This is a genomic window from Chryseobacterium sp. IHB B 17019 (assembly GCF_001456155.1).
Classification (GTDB): domain Bacteria; phylum Bacteroidota; class Bacteroidia; order Flavobacteriales; family Weeksellaceae; genus Chryseobacterium.
Map to the genome: position 1 here is coordinate 3,218,867 of NZ_CP013293.1, position 16,923 is coordinate 3,235,789.

A 16,923-nucleotide genomic window follows, 5' to 3' on the forward strand; every position below is an offset into this window, starting at 1 on the left:
ATAGGGATTGACTGTTTAAAATTTTTCTTTTCATTGCTTCAAATTCACTTATTTAAAATAAAAAGCCTCAGAAATATTAAATTCCCGAGGCTATTATATTTTCAATTAAATATTTTATTCTGATTTAAAAACTTCTGTTCTTTCCGAAATACCATTCGCATTGAAAGCTTCGATCTGAAAATAATAAGAATCTACCCTGTCTGCTCCGGTGAAGAAATATTCATTTTTTCCGTACACCATGATGCTTCCGTACAATTTATCCGGAGATTTCCCCCAATAAATCACATATCCGTCTGCATCCTGATTTTGTTTCCACTTCATCCAGATGCTCCTTCTTTCACCAAACTTTTTCGGATCTGATCTTAGTGGAACGAAATCTTCCACTTTTTTAGGAGCTGCGCCCGGTCCTTTTCCAAACACTCTGAAACCACTTAATGCAAATTTTCCTGTTGGCATTTTTAAATTTTCCATTTTCAGGAACCTTGCTTTTGCAGGCTTATCCAGTTCTACATAATCGTGAGGAACGTCTTTTGTATTTTTGCTTTTATCTACAATTACATTCCATTTTTTACCGTCATTGGAACCGTAAATTTTATATTGATGCATTTTGCCTAAAGTTTTACCTAAAAACTCAACATCCTGATCCGCATAATTAATTTGAATAGCATTGATTGTAGAAACTTCTCCTAAATCTGTCTGGAACCACTCCCCTGAATTCCCGGTTTTTGCACTCCAATACGTTTTAATATCCTCATCCACCGCATAGTTAGAATGATATCCTCCCAGTGTTGAAGACACCTGAACCGGTTTATTGTAGTTCAGCAACATCCAGCCGGCGAAAAGGCCTTTAGAAAAATCTTTTCCCTGTGCATATTTCGGAAGCAAAGTCGGGTAATCTCCATAAGCTGTGTTGGTGTACATCACATCATCTTTGTCAAATCCTGCCGGCCAAATTCCTAATCTTCTTTCAAAATTATTTTTAGTGGAAATAAAAATCGTTGAAACATGCCACCAGTTTTTGTAGTTATCCTCAAAAGTGGCGCCATGTCCCGCTCCTCTGGCAAAACCTCCGGGTTTATAGGAAAATGGGTTGTGCTGTTGATATTCGAAGCCTTCCAAAGGATCTTTACTTACATAAACCCCATCGGAATATCCACTGAATTCCGTTGCCGGCGCTCCGTACTGCATATAATATTTTCCGTTGTGCTTTGTCATCCAAGCCCCTTCTACGAAAGGCTGCAGGAAAACATTATCATTATATTCTCCAAATCTTTCCCAGCCGTGATCTTCAGGTTTTAATCTGATAATCGGTTTTACAAAACCTTCGGACTGTAATGTTTTTACTTTCACTTCGGTTCCCAATAACGGCCATTCGTTGCTGGATCCCCAATAGAGGTACAGCTTATTTTTGTCTTCGTCATAATGAAAAGCGGGATCCCAAGCCCCTACCTTCAATGTATCGACTGCTATTTGCCAATCGTCTTTTGTGGGATTTGTACTTTTCCAGATCGGGAAATCCTGTTCCCAGGTTGATCCGAACACATATAGTGTATCTTTCATTTTCCAAACGGCAGGTGCATTCAAATCATGGATATATTTGTTGTCTCTAAGGAATTTTCTCTTAACAAACTTCCAGTCCAGCATATCATCACTATACCAGTATCCTTCCTGATTGGTAGAAAAAAGGAATAATTTTTCTTTAAAATTAACAATCACAGGATCCGCTGTAGCGCGGTGTCTTCCTTGTTTTGAAAAATTTTCAAACGGGGTGTAACCGTAATCGATATTAATTGGGTTACAAAATGTTTTTTGTTGTGCGTTGAAACCTATTGCCAACAAAAAAGCACACAAAAATAAGTACTTCTGCATCTTCATAATTTTTACATTAAAAGCAAATTTAGTTAACTTTTTTCGGTTTACGCCAAATAAAACCGTCTAATAGGTAATGTGTTAACTGCGGAACAACCAGCAACGGAACTAAAACCTGGAACCAATTTAATGAAATTTTAAAATTAAAAGAAAAATGTTCGCGCCAAATCAAAATTTCCCATAAAAATTCCTCAAATAAAGCAAAACCAAGAATTATTGAAATAAATAAAACAATTCCGAAAGCAGATTTAAATATGGAAAGTTTATTCAATTGCTGCGATTCTTTTTGTTGGATTTCCCTGATATAAATTAAGGCTACATAAGGAATTCCGTGAGAAATGACATTAAGAAAAGTAAAAACCAAATCATTATTAAAATACACAATACCGAAATACCATGACAGATAAGTACCTATAATCAAAGCGATTTTAGGGATGTTGAACTTTCTTGATTTAACAAATTCAAAAATAGTTTTAAAAACCCAAATCGTTAAAATTATGAAATATAGAACGGTAATAAAGTTTCTGTAATCGGGAATATTTTGAAGCCAATTAAATTCATTTTCTACAAACCATGTGAAAGCACGAGGCGTCTTAAACCAATACAGCATCGGATAAATTGTTGCTGAATAAATGGCAACCTCATCGATTCTCTTACTCCAATTGTTGGGTTCGAAACGAGCATAAATTCTCATGAAACCATATTGCTGGCGAATAAAATGAAAAACTGCAATTAAAGCCAGAACCGACCAAAAGGTCAAGCTTCCAAACTGGTATAAAATCAATCCCAATACCCAGCTTAAGGCTGGAATTCCGTAATATAAAAGTTTTCTTTTTTGAATTTCTTCTTTGACGAAATACGTTTTAAATAATGTTGAATAAACATGCGCAACATCCACAAAAACAATCAGAAAAAGCCAGGTATAAAAAGAATACTGGTTTTCTAATCCCTGAATTTGTTTTTGGAAAAGAAAAATAATAAGCAAAATCAAAAAAGGTGGTGATAAAATAAACCAACCGTCTGTTTTTGCATTATGTATCCAAGGCTGTTTCATATCTACATATTATTTTATGATCATATGCAATCGTAAACGATTTCATAACATCTGTTTTGCTGTTCTAAGTCCTTGATAAAAAGCTTCCTCAAAAATTGAAATCCCCGATACATCTGAATGTGCAAAGAAAATTTTTCCTTCAATTGGCTGTTTTGCCTCCTGTTTCCCAAAAATTTGATTCGGAACGGGGGCAATCATTGCATGACCGATTTTATGAAACTGCATTTCTATGATAAAATCTTCGATCAGAGGATGAGCTTTCTTTAAATCTTCCAATACTAAATTTTTCAGCTGTTCTTCTTTTAAAGCGTATAGTTTTTTTCTTGCTTTTCTACAATCACCCGTTGAAAAACTTCTGTAATAAGTGATTACTTTTTCGCCGATAATCTGGTCCACATTCTGGTGCTGATCGTAAATATAACCTAATCCGTCTGAGCCATAAATCACATTATCCCAAGCTAATTCTTCGTCACCCCCGAATTCATTTTTCAAGGTAATCGTCGTCAAAAGCCACGGCACATAGTTGAAGTTTCCAGCTCTTTTTTTATTGAAAATCCTTTCGTTTACAAATTGTGGAGTCGCAAATAATACTTTTTCAGCAATGATTTTTTTTGTCTTTTTCTGAACATTATCAAAGCTTAAGACCTCAACTTTATCATTGATTTTAACATTAAAAACTAAATGATTAGTTGAAGACTTTCCTTTTGAATACTCTGATAAATGCTTTGCTAACCAGGCATTGCCTTCCGGCCAGGTAAAAACCTGATCTTTATATTTTTTGCTCCAATTATTTTTTCTTCCTGCAAAATAATGGATTCCGGCCCAAGCCGAAACGTAATCAATCCCCAACCCGTAATCATCACGACAAGAATAATCCAGTAACCAAAGAAGCTCTTCCGACTTAAAATTTTCTGCTGTAAGAAAGCTTTTAAACAACATTTTTTCCAATTGGATTACCTCCGGATCAAAACTGGAATCTTCTACCGGAATAGCAAACCAATATTTTCCATCTTCACTCTTTTTTTCGCGAAAATCATCCATCAATTTGAAAAAGCGGTCAAATTCTTTCTGCGTTTCCGTGGAAATTCCTTTTTGTGGAACAATATCGTTTTGCCATGAATTTTTAAAAAATAATCTTTCCTGCTGAGGAAAAGTCATCTGATATTCATCTAAAATCGGATCACCGTTTTCATCTTCGCCCTGATAAATTTTGCATTCTTTTAAAAAGTCGATGATTTCTGTATTTTCTTTATTGGGTAATGGTAAATAATGCGCTCCCAAAGGAAATTTTGTGAATTTATTTTGTCCATTTGATGAATTTCCTCCCAAACGATTTTCCATTTCCAGTAAAAGATAGTCATTTTCATTATTCTGACTGAAAAATCTACACGCTGAAAGCCCTGAAATACCTCCGCCAACGATAAGATATTTTGTATGAACTTCTTCTGTTGGTTCCGGAAAATCTTTAGCCCAAAGCTTATGCCCTAGAACGTGATTGGTTCCGGTAACTTTAAGTAACAATGACTTTCCTTTTTTTTCGCAATATTGCAAAAAAGGAAGCATCAGACTGCCTAAAAACATTGTTTTAAGGAAATCTTTTCTACTGTACTTTCCCCCACTCCTCATCAAAATAGCGCACTAAAATTTGATTATCTAAACGATTGACTTCTATATCTTTCGCTTTCATATCTTTTGTGAAATAGGATAATTGCGGAAAATTATAATCATAGAATTTTAAATTCGGGATTTTTCTGTAAATCCTGTTGTTGACCGGCTCAAAAGATCCCATCGAAAACCCCCATTCCCCAAAAGACGGAACATACGTATGGTACGCCGAAGTAAAGGGAAATATCTGATTGATCGTCTTTTCTATACACCAAAAAGATTTTGGAGCAAAATAGGGTGAAGTTGTCTGAACAACGATTTTTGTATCAAGGTTTGTCAGCTTTTCCAGTTCTTTATAAAACTGTAACGAATATAATTTTCCCAAGCTGTAGTTGGATGGATCCGGAAAATCAATGATAACCACACCATATTTTTGTTTGTTTTCTTTTACCCAAATGTAAGCGTCTTTATTGATCACCTTAACTTTTGGATTTGAAAGTGAACTCTGATTCAGCTCACGCATGGTCTGATTGGTTTTGAAAAAATTCGTCATTTCTCCGTCCAAATCTACAAGCGTGACATTTTTAACTTCTTTATACTTTAAAACCTCTCGGGCAGCAAAACCATCTCCACCACCGAGAATTAGAACATGATCGATATTTTTCGCCATCGACATTGCGGGATGAACCAATGCTTCATGGTAACGATATTCATCGGTGGAGGAAAACTGTAAATTGTTGTTTAAATATAACCTAAACTCACGGTTATTCCTCGTCAAAACAATTCTCTGATAAGGTGAACTTTTAGTATAGACTACATTTTCACCGTATAATTTCTCTTCTGAAAATGATAAAATTTTATCCGAAAAAATGAAAAGCGCCAAAAGAAAAACGAAGGCTCCGATTGATTTTACTTTTAATGAAAGTGGTTTTGACAGTTCTTTTTTAAGATAAAAACATAAAAAAATAGCGATCGAAATATTAATTAACCCAAAAAATAAGGGTGTTTTTACAATTCCCAAGTGTGGAATTAAAACTAATGGAAATAATATTGAGGCCAATAAAGCTCCGATATAATCGAATGCAAAGACATTGGAAACCAAATCTTTAAACTGAACTCTATCTTTCAAGATATTCATCAATAAAGGAATTTCCACACCGACAAGACAGCCTGTAAAAAAGACAAATAAATATAAAACAGCCTCGAAATGAGCCAGCGTATTAAATAAAATAAATAAACAAACGGAACTTATACCCCCAACAATTCCTACGAGAACTTCTATCTCTACAAACTTATCAATAAGATTTCCCTTGATAAACTTCGCAAAGTAAGAGCCTACTCCCATCGAAAAAAGGTAAACGCCGATGATGAAAGAAAACTGCTTCACAGAATCTCCCAAAAGGTAACTCGCCAAGGCTCCCGCCACCAATTCGTAAATCAGTCCGCAAGTAGCGATGACAAATACCGAAAACAACAATAAAAATTCGAGAGGAATCCTCTTCTTATCCATGAATTGCCGCGCTTATGATAATTGAGATCCCAATGATAAAGGCTCCGAAAATGATTGCTATTGCTACATTCTTATTCTGAGCGATCTCATGCCATGTTTTTTCCGGCGTTATTTTTTCAATAATTAGATAGCAGACAAGCAAAATTCCTATTCCTAAAAACGAATAAATAATTGAGTTGATTATTGGTAAAAAATTTATTTGATCCATAATTTTATATTTTATTTGTGATAATATCGGTAATAGCCCACTCCCGTAGAATGGCGTCTTGTGGTTCCGTCTCTGTAAGTTTCAGTTTTTGCACAGTCGCACACCTGATTTCCTGCGTAGGTAAGATACACAAACCAGCTCAGGAATAATCCTCCCATCAAGCATAGAAACCAATTTTCTCTGATATAATTAATCAATTTTGCCATAATTTATGATTGAGGATAAGGTGAATTTGAACTGTTTTTCCATTTTGAAACATTGAAAAGATGTCTTCCCCAATAGCAACCAATGACCAACACAGTCATCAGAATTAAAACAATTGTAAAATTCCAGAATGATACGGGGAGCCAGGTTGCTTTAATATCTACAGAGTTTGTATCTGTGGCTGGTTCGGGCGTTGCCGGTAAAGGCTTTACATTTAAAAGTGAATCTAAATTCTTCCCCTCAAATGTCTTTCTTATTAAGCTTCCAAATGATGACTGGTCGTTTTCCAATGTTTTAAGATCTCCGAAGGAAACAGATTCCTGTGTATTGCTATTCACTACATTAATAAATCCTGAAGGATCTTTTGTTATGGTAACACCTCCCTCAGAAACACTTGCAGAACTTGAATCATTTGAAAATAATGGTTCCTGTCTTTCCGCAGAAATCAAGAAATGATATTTCCCTGAAGAAACTCCGCAAAGATTGAATTCTTCTGTTGTATTTCCTTCAGACCAGCTTTCCCCGCCTTCAACTCCGTGATATTGCTCAATATCTTTTGAGGTGTAAACTATTTCGTTTGTGGATTCATTAACAAGGCTTAGCTGAACATTTGCCCAGGAATTATCAACTCCGGAATATACTTTCACCTTCAACGGAGCAGATCCTCCTGAAAGTGTAAAGCTTTTGCTTACCATCTCTTTGTTTTTTACATCCTCAAACTTTATTTTTTGTTCGAAAACAGGATAATTCGTTCTTGTTGTGTAAACATAAAGCTGCAAGAGGCAAATCAAAAGCGCTGCAACACAAAAAATATTGATCATCTGCTTAACATTCACATAATAAGGCTGAACAATCCCGATTCCTGTGTAATTGGGAAGATTTTGAATTTTAAAAGCTTTTTTAACCTTATATTTTGAAATATGCTGCCCAAAAAAGTATTGAGTTTCACCATTTGATTTTTCCTCAGAAATCATTTGGGTTCCGTTCACATATTCTTTGTAAGTGGAAAGCCCGAAATCCAGAGCGTCTTCAAAAAAACCGGCAGCAGAATGAATATGACATTCCGTGGTTTCGTACCTACGATAATTCAGCAGATGAAATTCTACTACCAAACTATTCCAGGATTTTCTCTTTACGTCTTCTTTATGAATAGATTTCAGAAAAACCCAATGCCCATCGCTTTCGCTCAGAAAAGCATTGTTTCCTTTATAATCTTTCAAATAATATTCTCTCCAAAAAATATCAGAACCGTATTTCCTGATGATAATTCCTGCAACACTATATTCAACCTCATTGATAATTCCTTTTTGACCGATTTCCAGCACTACACTTTCGATCGGTTTTTTCACAACTTTTGTTGATGTATTTTTGCTGATGTCAATAAGATTTGAACATGATCTGCAAACATATTCTACGATGTTAAAATCAGCATCAATCTTATTCTCAGTCTTACATAAGGGACAAGTGTAATGCATTTTTATCTATAAATTTTGTGTTTTTGAATAATTTCGGCATTAAAATATCCTATAACCTCATCTGCAATTTTTTCTACTTTTTCTGTGTTATCCTGCATATAATTGCAAAGGAAAACATCAAAAGTCAACTGCTTAAATTCCGGCCAGGTATGGATGCATAAATGTGATTCTTTCAGGCAAACAGCAGACGTAAAACTATGATTTTCAAAAACATGGTCAGTCACACCAACGATTTCCACATCTTTTGTGGCTAAAATTTCCTCAATAAAACTCAGAAAACTTTTGCTGTCCAATAACAAATCTTCTGACTCTGTTTCCAAAGTCAGAAGAATATGTAAACCTTTGCTTGATAATGGGTTCAATTAAATATTTTTCGCAAATATATTATTTTTTCGGCAAGAAAACCTCAGCCAGCATGCAACGTGCGCTTCCGCCTCCATTTACTTCAATCGTATTTAAATCTGAATAAATGATTTCACAATATTTTTCTATCGCAGAAATTTGATTTTCATTTAAAGATTTATAGGCAGTTTCGCTCATTACAAGAAACTTTTCACCATCTTTATTTTGAACCTGAAGCATATTTCCTGCAAATTTCTGCATTTGTTCTTCTGAAATTTCTATGATTTCCTTCCCTGAATTTTTGATGGTTTCAATGACTTTATTTCTTTCAAGGTCGTTATCAATACAATCGAGGCAGATTACTACAAATTTGTCGGCCACGCACATCATTACGTTGGTATGATAAATCGGAAGCCTTTCTGTCCCCACTGTTTGGAATGAATGGAAAACAATAGGTGTAAAGCCATATTTTTCACAAAAATCCCTGAACAGTTTTTCATCCAACCTCAAAGAAACAGAGCCATACGCAATTTTATTATCGTGGTCGAAAATCATACTTCCCGTCCCTTCCAGAAAATGCCCGTGAATTTCCGGAAAAGACCAGTCATCAACTTCAGACACCTCAAATCCCTGATTCTTGATGCTCTCAATAATATCATCCCTCCTCTCCACTCTCCTGTTTGACGCGAACATAGGATATAAAACCACTTTTCCATCATTATGAAAGCTTACCCAGTTATTTGGGAAGATTGAATCCGGAGTATGTGGGTCTAATGTATCTTTAATAGTAATCACATTGATCCCTTTATTTCTAAGTTTTCCAACGAAAGTATTGAACTCTGCCAATGCTTTTGACTGAATATCTGTGCCTTTTTGCTCAACCTGAAAATAGTTGTTTTCTGCTGTTTCTGCGTTGTAACCGAAAGCAATCGGCTCTATCATTAAAACTGTATCTGTTGTCTGCATAATTTTTGAATTTTAAAAAATGATATTAAATCCGGAATAAAAATCCGTCAATCCATAATAGCTTAAAGTGAGAAAAACCGTATCAATTAACCCATGAATAATTATATTAATCCAGATATTTTTGAATTTTAAATAGATAAATCCAAAGGTCAGGCCGAATAAAAAAGTCATCACCAAGCCGGAAATTCCCTGATATAAGTGAGGCAAAGAAAATAATATTGCACTTAGAACAACCAATAAAATTTTCTTTTCACCAAAAACTCTTTTCAGCTGTGAAAAAGCAAAACCACGAAACAAAAGTTCTTCTCCAATTGCCGCGCTTATCCACATATTGAAAAGCCATTTGAGGTACATCTTAGGATTTCCTTCTAAGATTTTAAATGATGAATAATCTGCCGGTTCATTAAAAATCCTACTTACCAAAGGCTGAAAAATAAAATCCATTGAAAGCTCTAAAGTCAAGTAACAAATAATAATTATTTTGATTTCAGAGAAACCAATCTTTTTAAAATTTAAACTTTTAAGATTTTTATCCTGTAAATATGTGAATAGAAGTATTACCGCAATAATTATACAAAAAGTATAAGGGAATTTTGTGAAAGGATTGTAAATCAATGCAAAAGCTATTGCTAAAAGCAACATCGCAATCCATTTATTATTAAGTAAAACCTTCCAATCCATTATCAGTTATCTCTTATCAAAGGCATTGTAGAACATCTTAACAAGCCTCCCATTTTAGAAATTTCTCTGTACGGGATTTCTTCCACCGTCATTCCCCATTCGTTTCTTAAATGGTTGTTCATTCTTGTGAAACTTTTGTCTGAGACTACAACCTCCGGTGAAATGGAAAAAATATTCGGGAACATTTCAAACATTTCTTCGTCTGTAACGTGGAAACAATTTTCTTCCCCAAAAATATCGATGATCAAACGATAATCACTTTCATCCACAAATCCGTTTCTATAAATAATACATTTATCTTTACCCACCGGGTTGAATGTGCAATCCAAATGCAAAATTCCTTCGTAGGGAATCTTGTCGTTTTTCTTTAATTCCAGATCGATAATTCTTTTTTTAGGAAAATATTCTTTAAGAATTTCGATGGCATATTCGTTGGTTCTTGCTGTTTTATAACTTCTGTAATCTTCACTGAAACAAGTTCCGATAAACAGAAAATCGTCCCAGACAATCACGTCTCCACCCTCAATATGAGCCGTTTCCGGCAGGTTGATAATTTTTCTCCATGCAACTTTTTCAAAAACTTTTTTGTAAGCTTCCTGCTCATCCGCCCTGTCTGCAATTACATTGGAAATGATCATTTTATCATCGATCACGAAAGCTACATCCCGCGCAAAAACCTGGTTATAATCTTTAATAATACTCGGACGGAGAACTTCTACGTCATATTTTTTCAAAACCGCTTCAAAGGCATTCATCTCATTAATAATATCCTCTTCTTTAGGATAGACATTGTGTTCGATTGAGTAATACGATTTCGCGTCATAACTTTCCTCCAGTGTGGGAACCGGTCCCATTGAATTGGGTTGCCCTAAAACAACTGACCTCAGCCTTCCCGTTTCGTTTTTAATATTTAGCTTCATAAAGATTTATGCAATACTACAAATATAAGTAAAGGTCTGTATTTAGGAAACTTTTGCCCTGTTTTTAGACTTAGATTTTAATATTATTCTGTAAAACCTTTTTATTGCAGTTTATTACTTAAGTACATTGGTACACCAAAACAGGCATTCGCTTAAATAAGGCAATTCTATAGATAATTTATTTGGAACTTATGACAGCCACCAAAAATAAAAGCCAAAGACATATATATCTTTGGCCAAAACACAGAAATGAAAATAACATTTCCCCCCTTATATTGCATTTCTATGTTTTAATTTTTTCTTCATCAAGAAAAGCAGCAGAGACAAGGGATGGAACTTCTCTCTGCTACAAAATATAACTATGAAAGTTTGTCATATTATCTACAAATTAGACATCAGGTTTAGCTTAAAAAAAAGGACAGGAATATAGGAACTACAAAACTTCCTGCCCTTAAAACACAAACACTAGATTAAAAACCTAATTGTAGGAATATGGTTTTTATGGCTGTAATACACACTTTTTGGCGCTAGGAATATACAGTGATCCCGTAGGACATGTGTAGATGTATTTGTATGTTGCACCACCACTAAGCGTTATACATCTTATGTATTTAGTATTAACGTTAGGATATGGATATACATCATTCGATCCAGCAGGACAGCTAATATCTGATTCCTGTAATACATTTACCGTAACAGCTACTGCCGGACATGATCTTCCACCAATGTTAATATCAAAGTATGCAGTACCTTCCCCAAGAGGAGTTCCTGTAATATTATATACAAGTGTGCCCGATCCTACATTAAAGTTATTTGCGACTAATGTTGCCACTAATCCCGGTACTCCTGTAGAAGGTATAGACTGATTGGCATAAGAACCTCCGTTTCCACCTGTATAAGGAATCGATAAAGTAACCCCTGGAGCAACTACTGTATTATTTTTTAATGTCCCATTAAGTACTGTTCCGCCACAATTTAAGTTACCAACAGTACCGGCAGGTGCATTTACTGTTCTTGAGAAAGTACAGCTTTTTCCTCCTATGGTGATTGCAAAATTGGCAGTTCCTGCTGAACTAGGAGTTCCCGTAATATTAAAAGTGAAAAATCCACCTGTTCCGTTATTTACGTTTCCTTTTAATAAATTAGCCGTTAAGCCTGTCACACCTGTAGACGCTACGGTTTGGGCCTCATAAGCACCTCCGTTACCTCCTGTATAAGAAATAACTGATGATACTCCGGAAGCCGCTACACCACCAGTTAAAGTTCCATTATTGGTAGGTGTACCACATAATATATCTGACACTACTGCTGCTTTAGCAGACACTGGTATTGATAAGTTACAACCTTTTCCTCCTACAAATAATGCAAAAACGGCAGTACCTGAAGCTGAGGGAGTTCCTGTTATAAAATAAGTAAGCTCTCCGTCTCCATTGGTGAAATTTGCAGGATTCAAAGTAGCAGTTAAGCCTGTTACTCCTGTAGAGCTTACGGTTTGTCCATCATGAGCACCCCCGTTACCTCCTATATAAGAAATCTTTGAGGTAATTGAAGCTGCTGTCCCCGCCGTCAAAGTTCCGCTATTTACAGGATTGCTACATACTAACTGACTTACCGTACCTACTATTGGAGCAACTGCAGCACAAGTGGATACCCATTTAGAAGCATTCCAGAACTCAAGGCAATTGGTGGTAATATTATAAACCATCAATCCTGCTGTTTTAGTTTTAATTAAATCTCTCTGAGCTGTTGTAAGTCTTGGAGGAAGAAAGCCTTTGTCGGTTGTTGACAAGTCTAGAATAGCACTTTCGTTAGGTTCCGTAATTCCAATACCCATGCTCCCTTCTTTGGTCATAACCACATCATTTTTTTGCTGGTCTGCAGTAGGCACTTTAAAAATATCATTATCCTTGGCAGCATCAATATGAAATATTTGCTGAGGCGTTGAAGTACCAAAGCCTATTTCCTGATAATCAGATATAAATATACCCGGCCTAGCAGGATTATAAGAAACATTTCCTTTAGTACCAATAGACAAACCATCTTTACCATTGGTCGTTCCACCGCTTGTATTGTGTTTTAAGTAATAGCCATAGCCGGTATTATTTTCATTAAACCATAAAGCACCTCCTGCTCCCTCTTTATTTGCATTGGAATGGATTCTTAAAATAGGATCTGCTAAAGTTCCTGTCTGGTCGCTTGGCCCTCCTATTCTTGCTTCACCTCCTACTACCTGAAATAATGAATTAGGAGCTAAAGTACCAATACCAACTCTATTATTCGCTGCGTCAACGGAAAGTGTACTTCCATCAACAGAAAATGCGTTCACCGCAGTTCCTGTAAACGCCAAAGTTTTATCATTCTGTTCTACAAGACGGTTCGTATCTAGTGTACCATCCGTATTATAGATATTATTATCCTGATCTATTCCGGAAATATTAGGATTCAATTTGATCCAAAGCGTTCCGTCAAAATAATAATATCCAGGATAATCAATTGCAACAGCAATATCGGATTGTGTCCCGGTAGTGATATCATTTACATAAATTAAAGTAGATACCGGTATATTGGTCATGTTTTGGGCCCTCTGCCTGTCTACTCTGGGAATAAGTAAACCATCTATTGCTCTTGAAGTTCCTGTGGAGCTTTTTGCAGTGATGTCTAAAGTAGCTTTAGGATCGGGAGAATTAACCCCTATCTGGGCGGAAGCCAATCCTGAAAGAAGGATCGCTGATAATAGTATAATATTATTTTTCATTCCTTAAGTTTTGTTGTTTTTTCTTTTGTTGTTTGCCTTAGTGTTTTTAGAATCGTATCATGCAACAAGCTGCATATATAATTTCGTGGAATTCCGGAGGGCAAAGTTAGAATGAAGGACAAATAAAAAAGCTACTGCATTTTCACTTTAAAAATGCAATTCACTAAAAATCAATAATTTATTTTGTAAAATGTGATTTAATGTGTAATTTTTTTCGTCAAATAAAATTTTTGTGAATATTTGTGTATGACCATAAACCTGAAAAAAAGAATTTCAGGTTTATGCTGTGATTAAAAATCAGAAACTGCAAGAATATGCAGATGATTTGTTGTTTAAACTAATCTATTATAAAGGCTTACACAAAAGAAATCCTTATAAATGGCGTTTGCTTATCAATAAAGATATTTTATGACTAATCTGTTTTGAAAATCTCAGGGAGCTCATCAGGGCGTAAAACAATTTTCCCTTGCTTATCAATTAAAACCAGTGTCGGAGTGCCTGGAACGGCATAATTTTTAAAATTGATCCCCTTCATTCCCTGTGGCTCCAGATAAGTATCTTTCCATAAGAAACTTTTTGAATATTCCCTGAAAGTATTTTCATTTGCATCTCCCGAAATGGCAATAATCCGTATTTTTCTTTTTTCAATTTCAGGGTAATAGTTTGGCATCTGGCGCATCATTTCGGCGCAAGGTCCACATTCGGATAAATAAAATATGAGCAGTGTTTTATTGTATTGACTTCCAGCCAGCTCAGACGATTTCAAAACCGAAGTTTTACCGTTCTCATTAAGAATAATGTCTGGAGCCTGAGTTCCTACAGCAGCTTTTATATAAGCCTTTAAAACCCCTTCATAGTGATCTACTTTCCCGGAACCGGTCACAATAGGCGATATAAAACTTACCAAATGCTCCTTATCCTGCTGTATAAGGGAATACGCCGTTTCTTTTGCAAAAGCCGAATAGACGTTTTTATCTTTAATTTTCTCTGTAATTTTGGTAAAATGTTCCAAAAAAAGGTAAGGATTTTTTAAAACCTGAGTATAAGCTTCTGTCCATAAATTAATTACACGGCTCCAATATTCTGAGGTGTAAAGCGTACTCCAATCCAATTCTGTCGCAACGTAAGTGGTAAAATCCTTGGCTTTCTTTTCTGCTTCCTGCTTAAAAAGAGAATAACTTGCATCATTTTCTGACAGGCCTTTTAATTTTTCCTTTGCAGAAGTAAAATCTGTAATAATCTGGTCCTGCTTCTTGGAAACGGCATCCAGCTTTTCAGATTGAGCTTTTACCACTAAAAATATTCCTAAAAGAAATACTGTAACAGATATTTTTTTCAACAAAATCATGCTTTTATAATTTAAATGATACTTTCGAACAATTTAGAAATGTGATTTTTTAACTAATCATGGATAAAATAATATACAATTCATTTTGACTTTTCAGGTTCATTTTTTTATTGATCCGATATCTTCTTGCTTCCGCCGCTCTTATGCTGGAATTGGTATATTGTGAAATTTCTTTAATCCCAAAATTCATTTTAATTAATGAGCAGAAATTAATATCAGAAATATTAAGCTCAGGATACTGCTCCTGAAGTGATTTATAAAAAGTAGGATAAACCTTCTGAAATTCAATATAAAAGGCATTTATATCTTCCTTCGCAAGATGTATCAGCTCTTTTGTTTTTTTGGATTCGCTGTAAGAATATTTTTCTTGCTGCTCACCAGATAAAATGCTTTCTGTATCGGGCTTGTCAATATTTTGAGAAAAATCTTTACTCCGTTTTCGGTAAATAAATACACCTACTACACCTAAAACTATTAAAATTGCCAGGCCTGAAAATATATATCTATAATTAGGTCCAGTTTTTTTATCTAAAATTTCCGAATTGATCTCGCTAATAGAACCAAGATCCCCTGACTTCTTCTTTATAACATCCACACTATCAACCAACTGCTTAAACTCATTGGAATAATACGTTGCTTTTTCATAATCTTTTAATCCTTCATAAGAATCTGAAAGCAATGGATATATTTTGAATAATCTTGGGAAATTATCCGTTTTTTTAGATTTTTCAATGGCTTGATTATAATATTCTATCGCTAAAGGATAATTCTTTTTTGTGTTTGCAATCTTACCCTTTATCATCAGGTTCAGGATAATTAATGCTTCACTTGGGTAGTTTTTAAGGTATCCATCTATAATGGCTTCATTTTTTTCGGCTTCATCAATATTTGGCAAAAAGGTTTGCGACCAGGTGAGGGATAACAGGGAAAAAATTTCCGAGAGCTTTTTGAATGTATTGGCTTGAGGAATATTTTTCGTGAGCTGATACGCTTGTTTCTTTAAATTAACAACTTTTACCTGATCTACTTTTTCTTCACTGTAAGCAAGCAAATCCGCTTTTGCCAGGAGAATCCATATTTCATTTACATTACGGTCCGCTTCCGAGGGCACCGACATATTGTATTTTTCTGCCTGAGCCAATACTTTTTTCGACAGATTAAGATGATCCAGCTCCAAGACCAGCCGCTGATAAAGCAACAGGAAATGGCAAAGCATATTATTGTCTTTCTGTTTTTCCGCCAGATAAATCCCTTCTTTTATTTTAGAAAGAGATTTAATAAGGTTTCCGTTGATAAAATATATTTTGGCTTCCTCAAAAATAGAGAAAAGCTGTTCTTTTGCAAATCCGTTTTCTTTGGAGAGATAATAGAGTTCCGTAATATTTTTAAGAAGAATATGCTGATTAAACCTACCATCTATGTAATTCTGCTCAATCGACCTGGTGAGGCTGTCGATTTCTTTTTTATGTTCTTTTTGGGAGTATAGATTACCGGAAAAAATAAAAAGAACAATTAAAAAGAAAGCATCTTTTAATAGTTTACGCATATCCATTTCAATAATTGGTGTGGCAAAGATAGATAAATTGTAATTTTTTTTCATTCGTGTGTGAATAGGTGTTTTTTAAAGAACCAAGAATACAATTGATTAGCAGAACCTTAAAAGCCCACACTCAAAAATGCATAATACTACACATTCAATCACACGCCTGATAACCAATCAATTATATTAAAACCAGCAGACAGTATTAAGTTATTTCTATTTTCAAATAATTAAGTTAAATATAAATATTATTTAATAGATAAATTTAAAAATAATGAAAAAAATAAACAATTTGCAGCTAATTACGAAACTTAAATCTATTATGAAAAGTAATTATCAAAAAATGATAATTTTTTAATTAGACAAATGGATTTAAAATATTTAAAACTTTCAGCAATCTCCGGAATTCATTGCAAAAAAAATCCCAAAGTAAAACCTTGGGATTT

14 protein-coding genes are annotated in these 16,923 nt (G+C 34.7%); all 14 read right to left on the bottom strand.

What is annotated here, in order from left to right:
- Positions 1-114 precede the first annotated feature (114 nt).
- Positions 115-1,869: a discoidin domain-containing protein gene (locus ATE47_RS14825; RefSeq protein WP_062162689.1), complete on the bottom strand. Its 1,755-nt coding sequence runs from the start codon at positions 1,867-1,869 to the stop codon at positions 115-117.
- A 28-nt stretch (positions 1,870-1,897) separates the two neighbouring features.
- Positions 1,898-2,923, bottom strand: a complete 1,026-nt coding sequence (locus ATE47_RS14830) for a hypothetical protein (RefSeq protein WP_062162690.1) — start codon at positions 2,921-2,923, stop codon at positions 1,898-1,900.
- Positions 2,924-2,965: 42 nt separating this feature from the next.
- Entirely contained in the window at positions 2,966-4,504 is a 1,539-nt protein-coding gene (locus ATE47_RS14835) for an NAD(P)/FAD-dependent oxidoreductase (protein WP_228376282.1), read from the bottom strand.
- A gap of 19 nt (positions 4,505-4,523) precedes the next feature.
- Complete coding sequence (locus ATE47_RS14840) at positions 4,524-6,038, bottom strand: polyamine aminopropyltransferase (protein WP_062162691.1); 1,515 nt, start codon at positions 6,036-6,038, stop codon at positions 4,524-4,526.
- Entirely contained in the window at positions 6,031-6,246 is a 216-nt protein-coding gene (locus tag ATE47_RS14845) for a DUF350 domain-containing protein (RefSeq protein ID WP_062162692.1), read from the bottom strand. The genes ATE47_RS14840 and ATE47_RS14845 overlap by 8 nt, the downstream gene beginning before the upstream one ends.
- 11 nt (positions 6,247-6,257) lie before the next feature.
- The gene (locus ATE47_RS14850; protein WP_228376283.1) at positions 6,258-6,452 is read right to left on the bottom strand and encodes a hypothetical protein; all 195 of its coding nucleotides are present in this window, start codon (positions 6,450-6,452) and stop codon (positions 6,258-6,260) included.
- 3 nt (positions 6,453-6,455) lie between these two features.
- Positions 6,456-7,925, bottom strand: coding sequence for a DUF4178 domain-containing protein (locus ATE47_RS14855; RefSeq protein WP_062162693.1), 1,470 nt, complete (start codon positions 7,923-7,925; stop codon positions 6,456-6,458).
- Positions 7,926-7,927: 2 nt separating this feature from the next.
- A complete protein-coding gene (locus tag ATE47_RS14860) occupies positions 7,928-8,287 on the bottom strand; it encodes an S-adenosylmethionine decarboxylase family protein (RefSeq protein WP_062162694.1) in 360 nt (119 codons plus the stop codon).
- Between the two features lie 22 nt (positions 8,288-8,309).
- Complete coding sequence (ctlX, locus tag ATE47_RS14865) at positions 8,310-9,233, bottom strand: citrulline utilization hydrolase CtlX (protein ID WP_062162695.1); 924 nt, start codon at positions 9,231-9,233, stop codon at positions 8,310-8,312.
- Between the two features lie 12 nt (positions 9,234-9,245).
- Positions 9,246-9,914 (bottom strand): CPBP family intramembrane glutamic endopeptidase, encoded by a 669-nt coding sequence (locus ATE47_RS14870; protein ID WP_062162696.1) that lies wholly within the window; start codon positions 9,912-9,914, stop codon positions 9,246-9,248.
- A gap of 2 nt (positions 9,915-9,916) precedes the next feature.
- Entirely contained in the window at positions 9,917-10,834 is a 918-nt protein-coding gene (locus ATE47_RS14875; protein ID WP_062162697.1) for a dimethylarginine dimethylaminohydrolase family protein, read from the bottom strand.
- Between the two features lie 499 nt (positions 10,835-11,333).
- Positions 11,334-13,589, bottom strand: a complete 2,256-nt coding sequence (locus tag ATE47_RS14880) for a chitin binding peritrophin-A domain-containing protein (protein WP_062162698.1) — start codon at positions 13,587-13,589, stop codon at positions 11,334-11,336.
- A gap of 412 nt (positions 13,590-14,001) precedes the next feature.
- Positions 14,002-14,937, bottom strand: a complete 936-nt coding sequence (locus ATE47_RS14885) for a peroxiredoxin family protein (RefSeq protein WP_062162699.1) — start codon at positions 14,935-14,937, stop codon at positions 14,002-14,004.
- Positions 14,938-14,986: 49 nt separating this feature from the next.
- On the bottom strand, positions 14,987-16,537 hold the full coding sequence (locus tag ATE47_RS14890; protein WP_062162700.1) for a hypothetical protein: 1,551 nt from the start codon (positions 16,535-16,537) through the stop codon (positions 14,987-14,989).
- Positions 16,538-16,923: the final 386 nt, after the last annotated feature.

Excerpts from the sequence above, each read along its gene's own strand:
- ATE47_RS14845 (WP_062162692.1), bottom strand. The coding sequence starts at position 6,246 with ATGGATCAAATAAATTTTTTACCAATAATCAACTCAATTATTTATTCG.
- ATE47_RS14840 (WP_062162691.1), bottom strand. The coding sequence starts at position 6,038 with ATGGATAAGAAGAGGATTCCTCTCGAATTTTTATTGTTGTTTTCGGTA.
- ctlX (WP_062162695.1), bottom strand. The coding sequence starts at position 9,233 with ATGCAGACAACAGATACAGTTTTAATGATAGAGCCGATTGCTTTCGGT.
- ATE47_RS14825 (WP_062162689.1), bottom strand. The coding sequence starts at position 1,869 with ATGCAGAAGTACTTATTTTTGTGTGCTTTTTTGTTGGCAATAGGTTTC.
- ATE47_RS14870 (WP_062162696.1), bottom strand. The coding sequence starts at position 9,914 with ATGGATTGGAAGGTTTTACTTAATAATAAATGGATTGCGATGTTGCTT.
- ATE47_RS14835 (WP_228376282.1), bottom strand. The coding sequence starts at position 4,504 with ATGTTTTTAGGCAGTCTGATGCTTCCTTTTTTGCAATATTGCGAAAAA.
- ATE47_RS14855 (WP_062162693.1), bottom strand. The coding sequence starts at position 7,925 with ATGCATTACACTTGTCCCTTATGTAAGACTGAGAATAAGATTGATGCT.
- ATE47_RS14880 (WP_062162698.1), bottom strand. The coding sequence starts at position 13,589 with ATGAAAAATAATATTATACTATTATCAGCGATCCTTCTTTCAGGATTG.
- ATE47_RS14875 (WP_062162697.1), bottom strand. The coding sequence starts at position 10,834 with ATGAAGCTAAATATTAAAAACGAAACGGGAAGGCTGAGGTCAGTTGTT.
- ATE47_RS14890 (WP_062162700.1), bottom strand. The coding sequence starts at position 16,537 with ATGAAAAAAAATTACAATTTATCTATCTTTGCCACACCAATTATTGAA.
- ATE47_RS14830 (WP_062162690.1), bottom strand. The coding sequence starts at position 2,923 with ATGAAACAGCCTTGGATACATAATGCAAAAACAGACGGTTGGTTTATT.
- ATE47_RS14885 (WP_062162699.1), bottom strand. The coding sequence starts at position 14,937 with ATGATTTTGTTGAAAAAAATATCTGTTACAGTATTTCTTTTAGGAATA.
- ATE47_RS14850 (WP_228376283.1), bottom strand. The coding sequence starts at position 6,452 with ATGGCAAAATTGATTAATTATATCAGAGAAAATTGGTTTCTATGCTTG.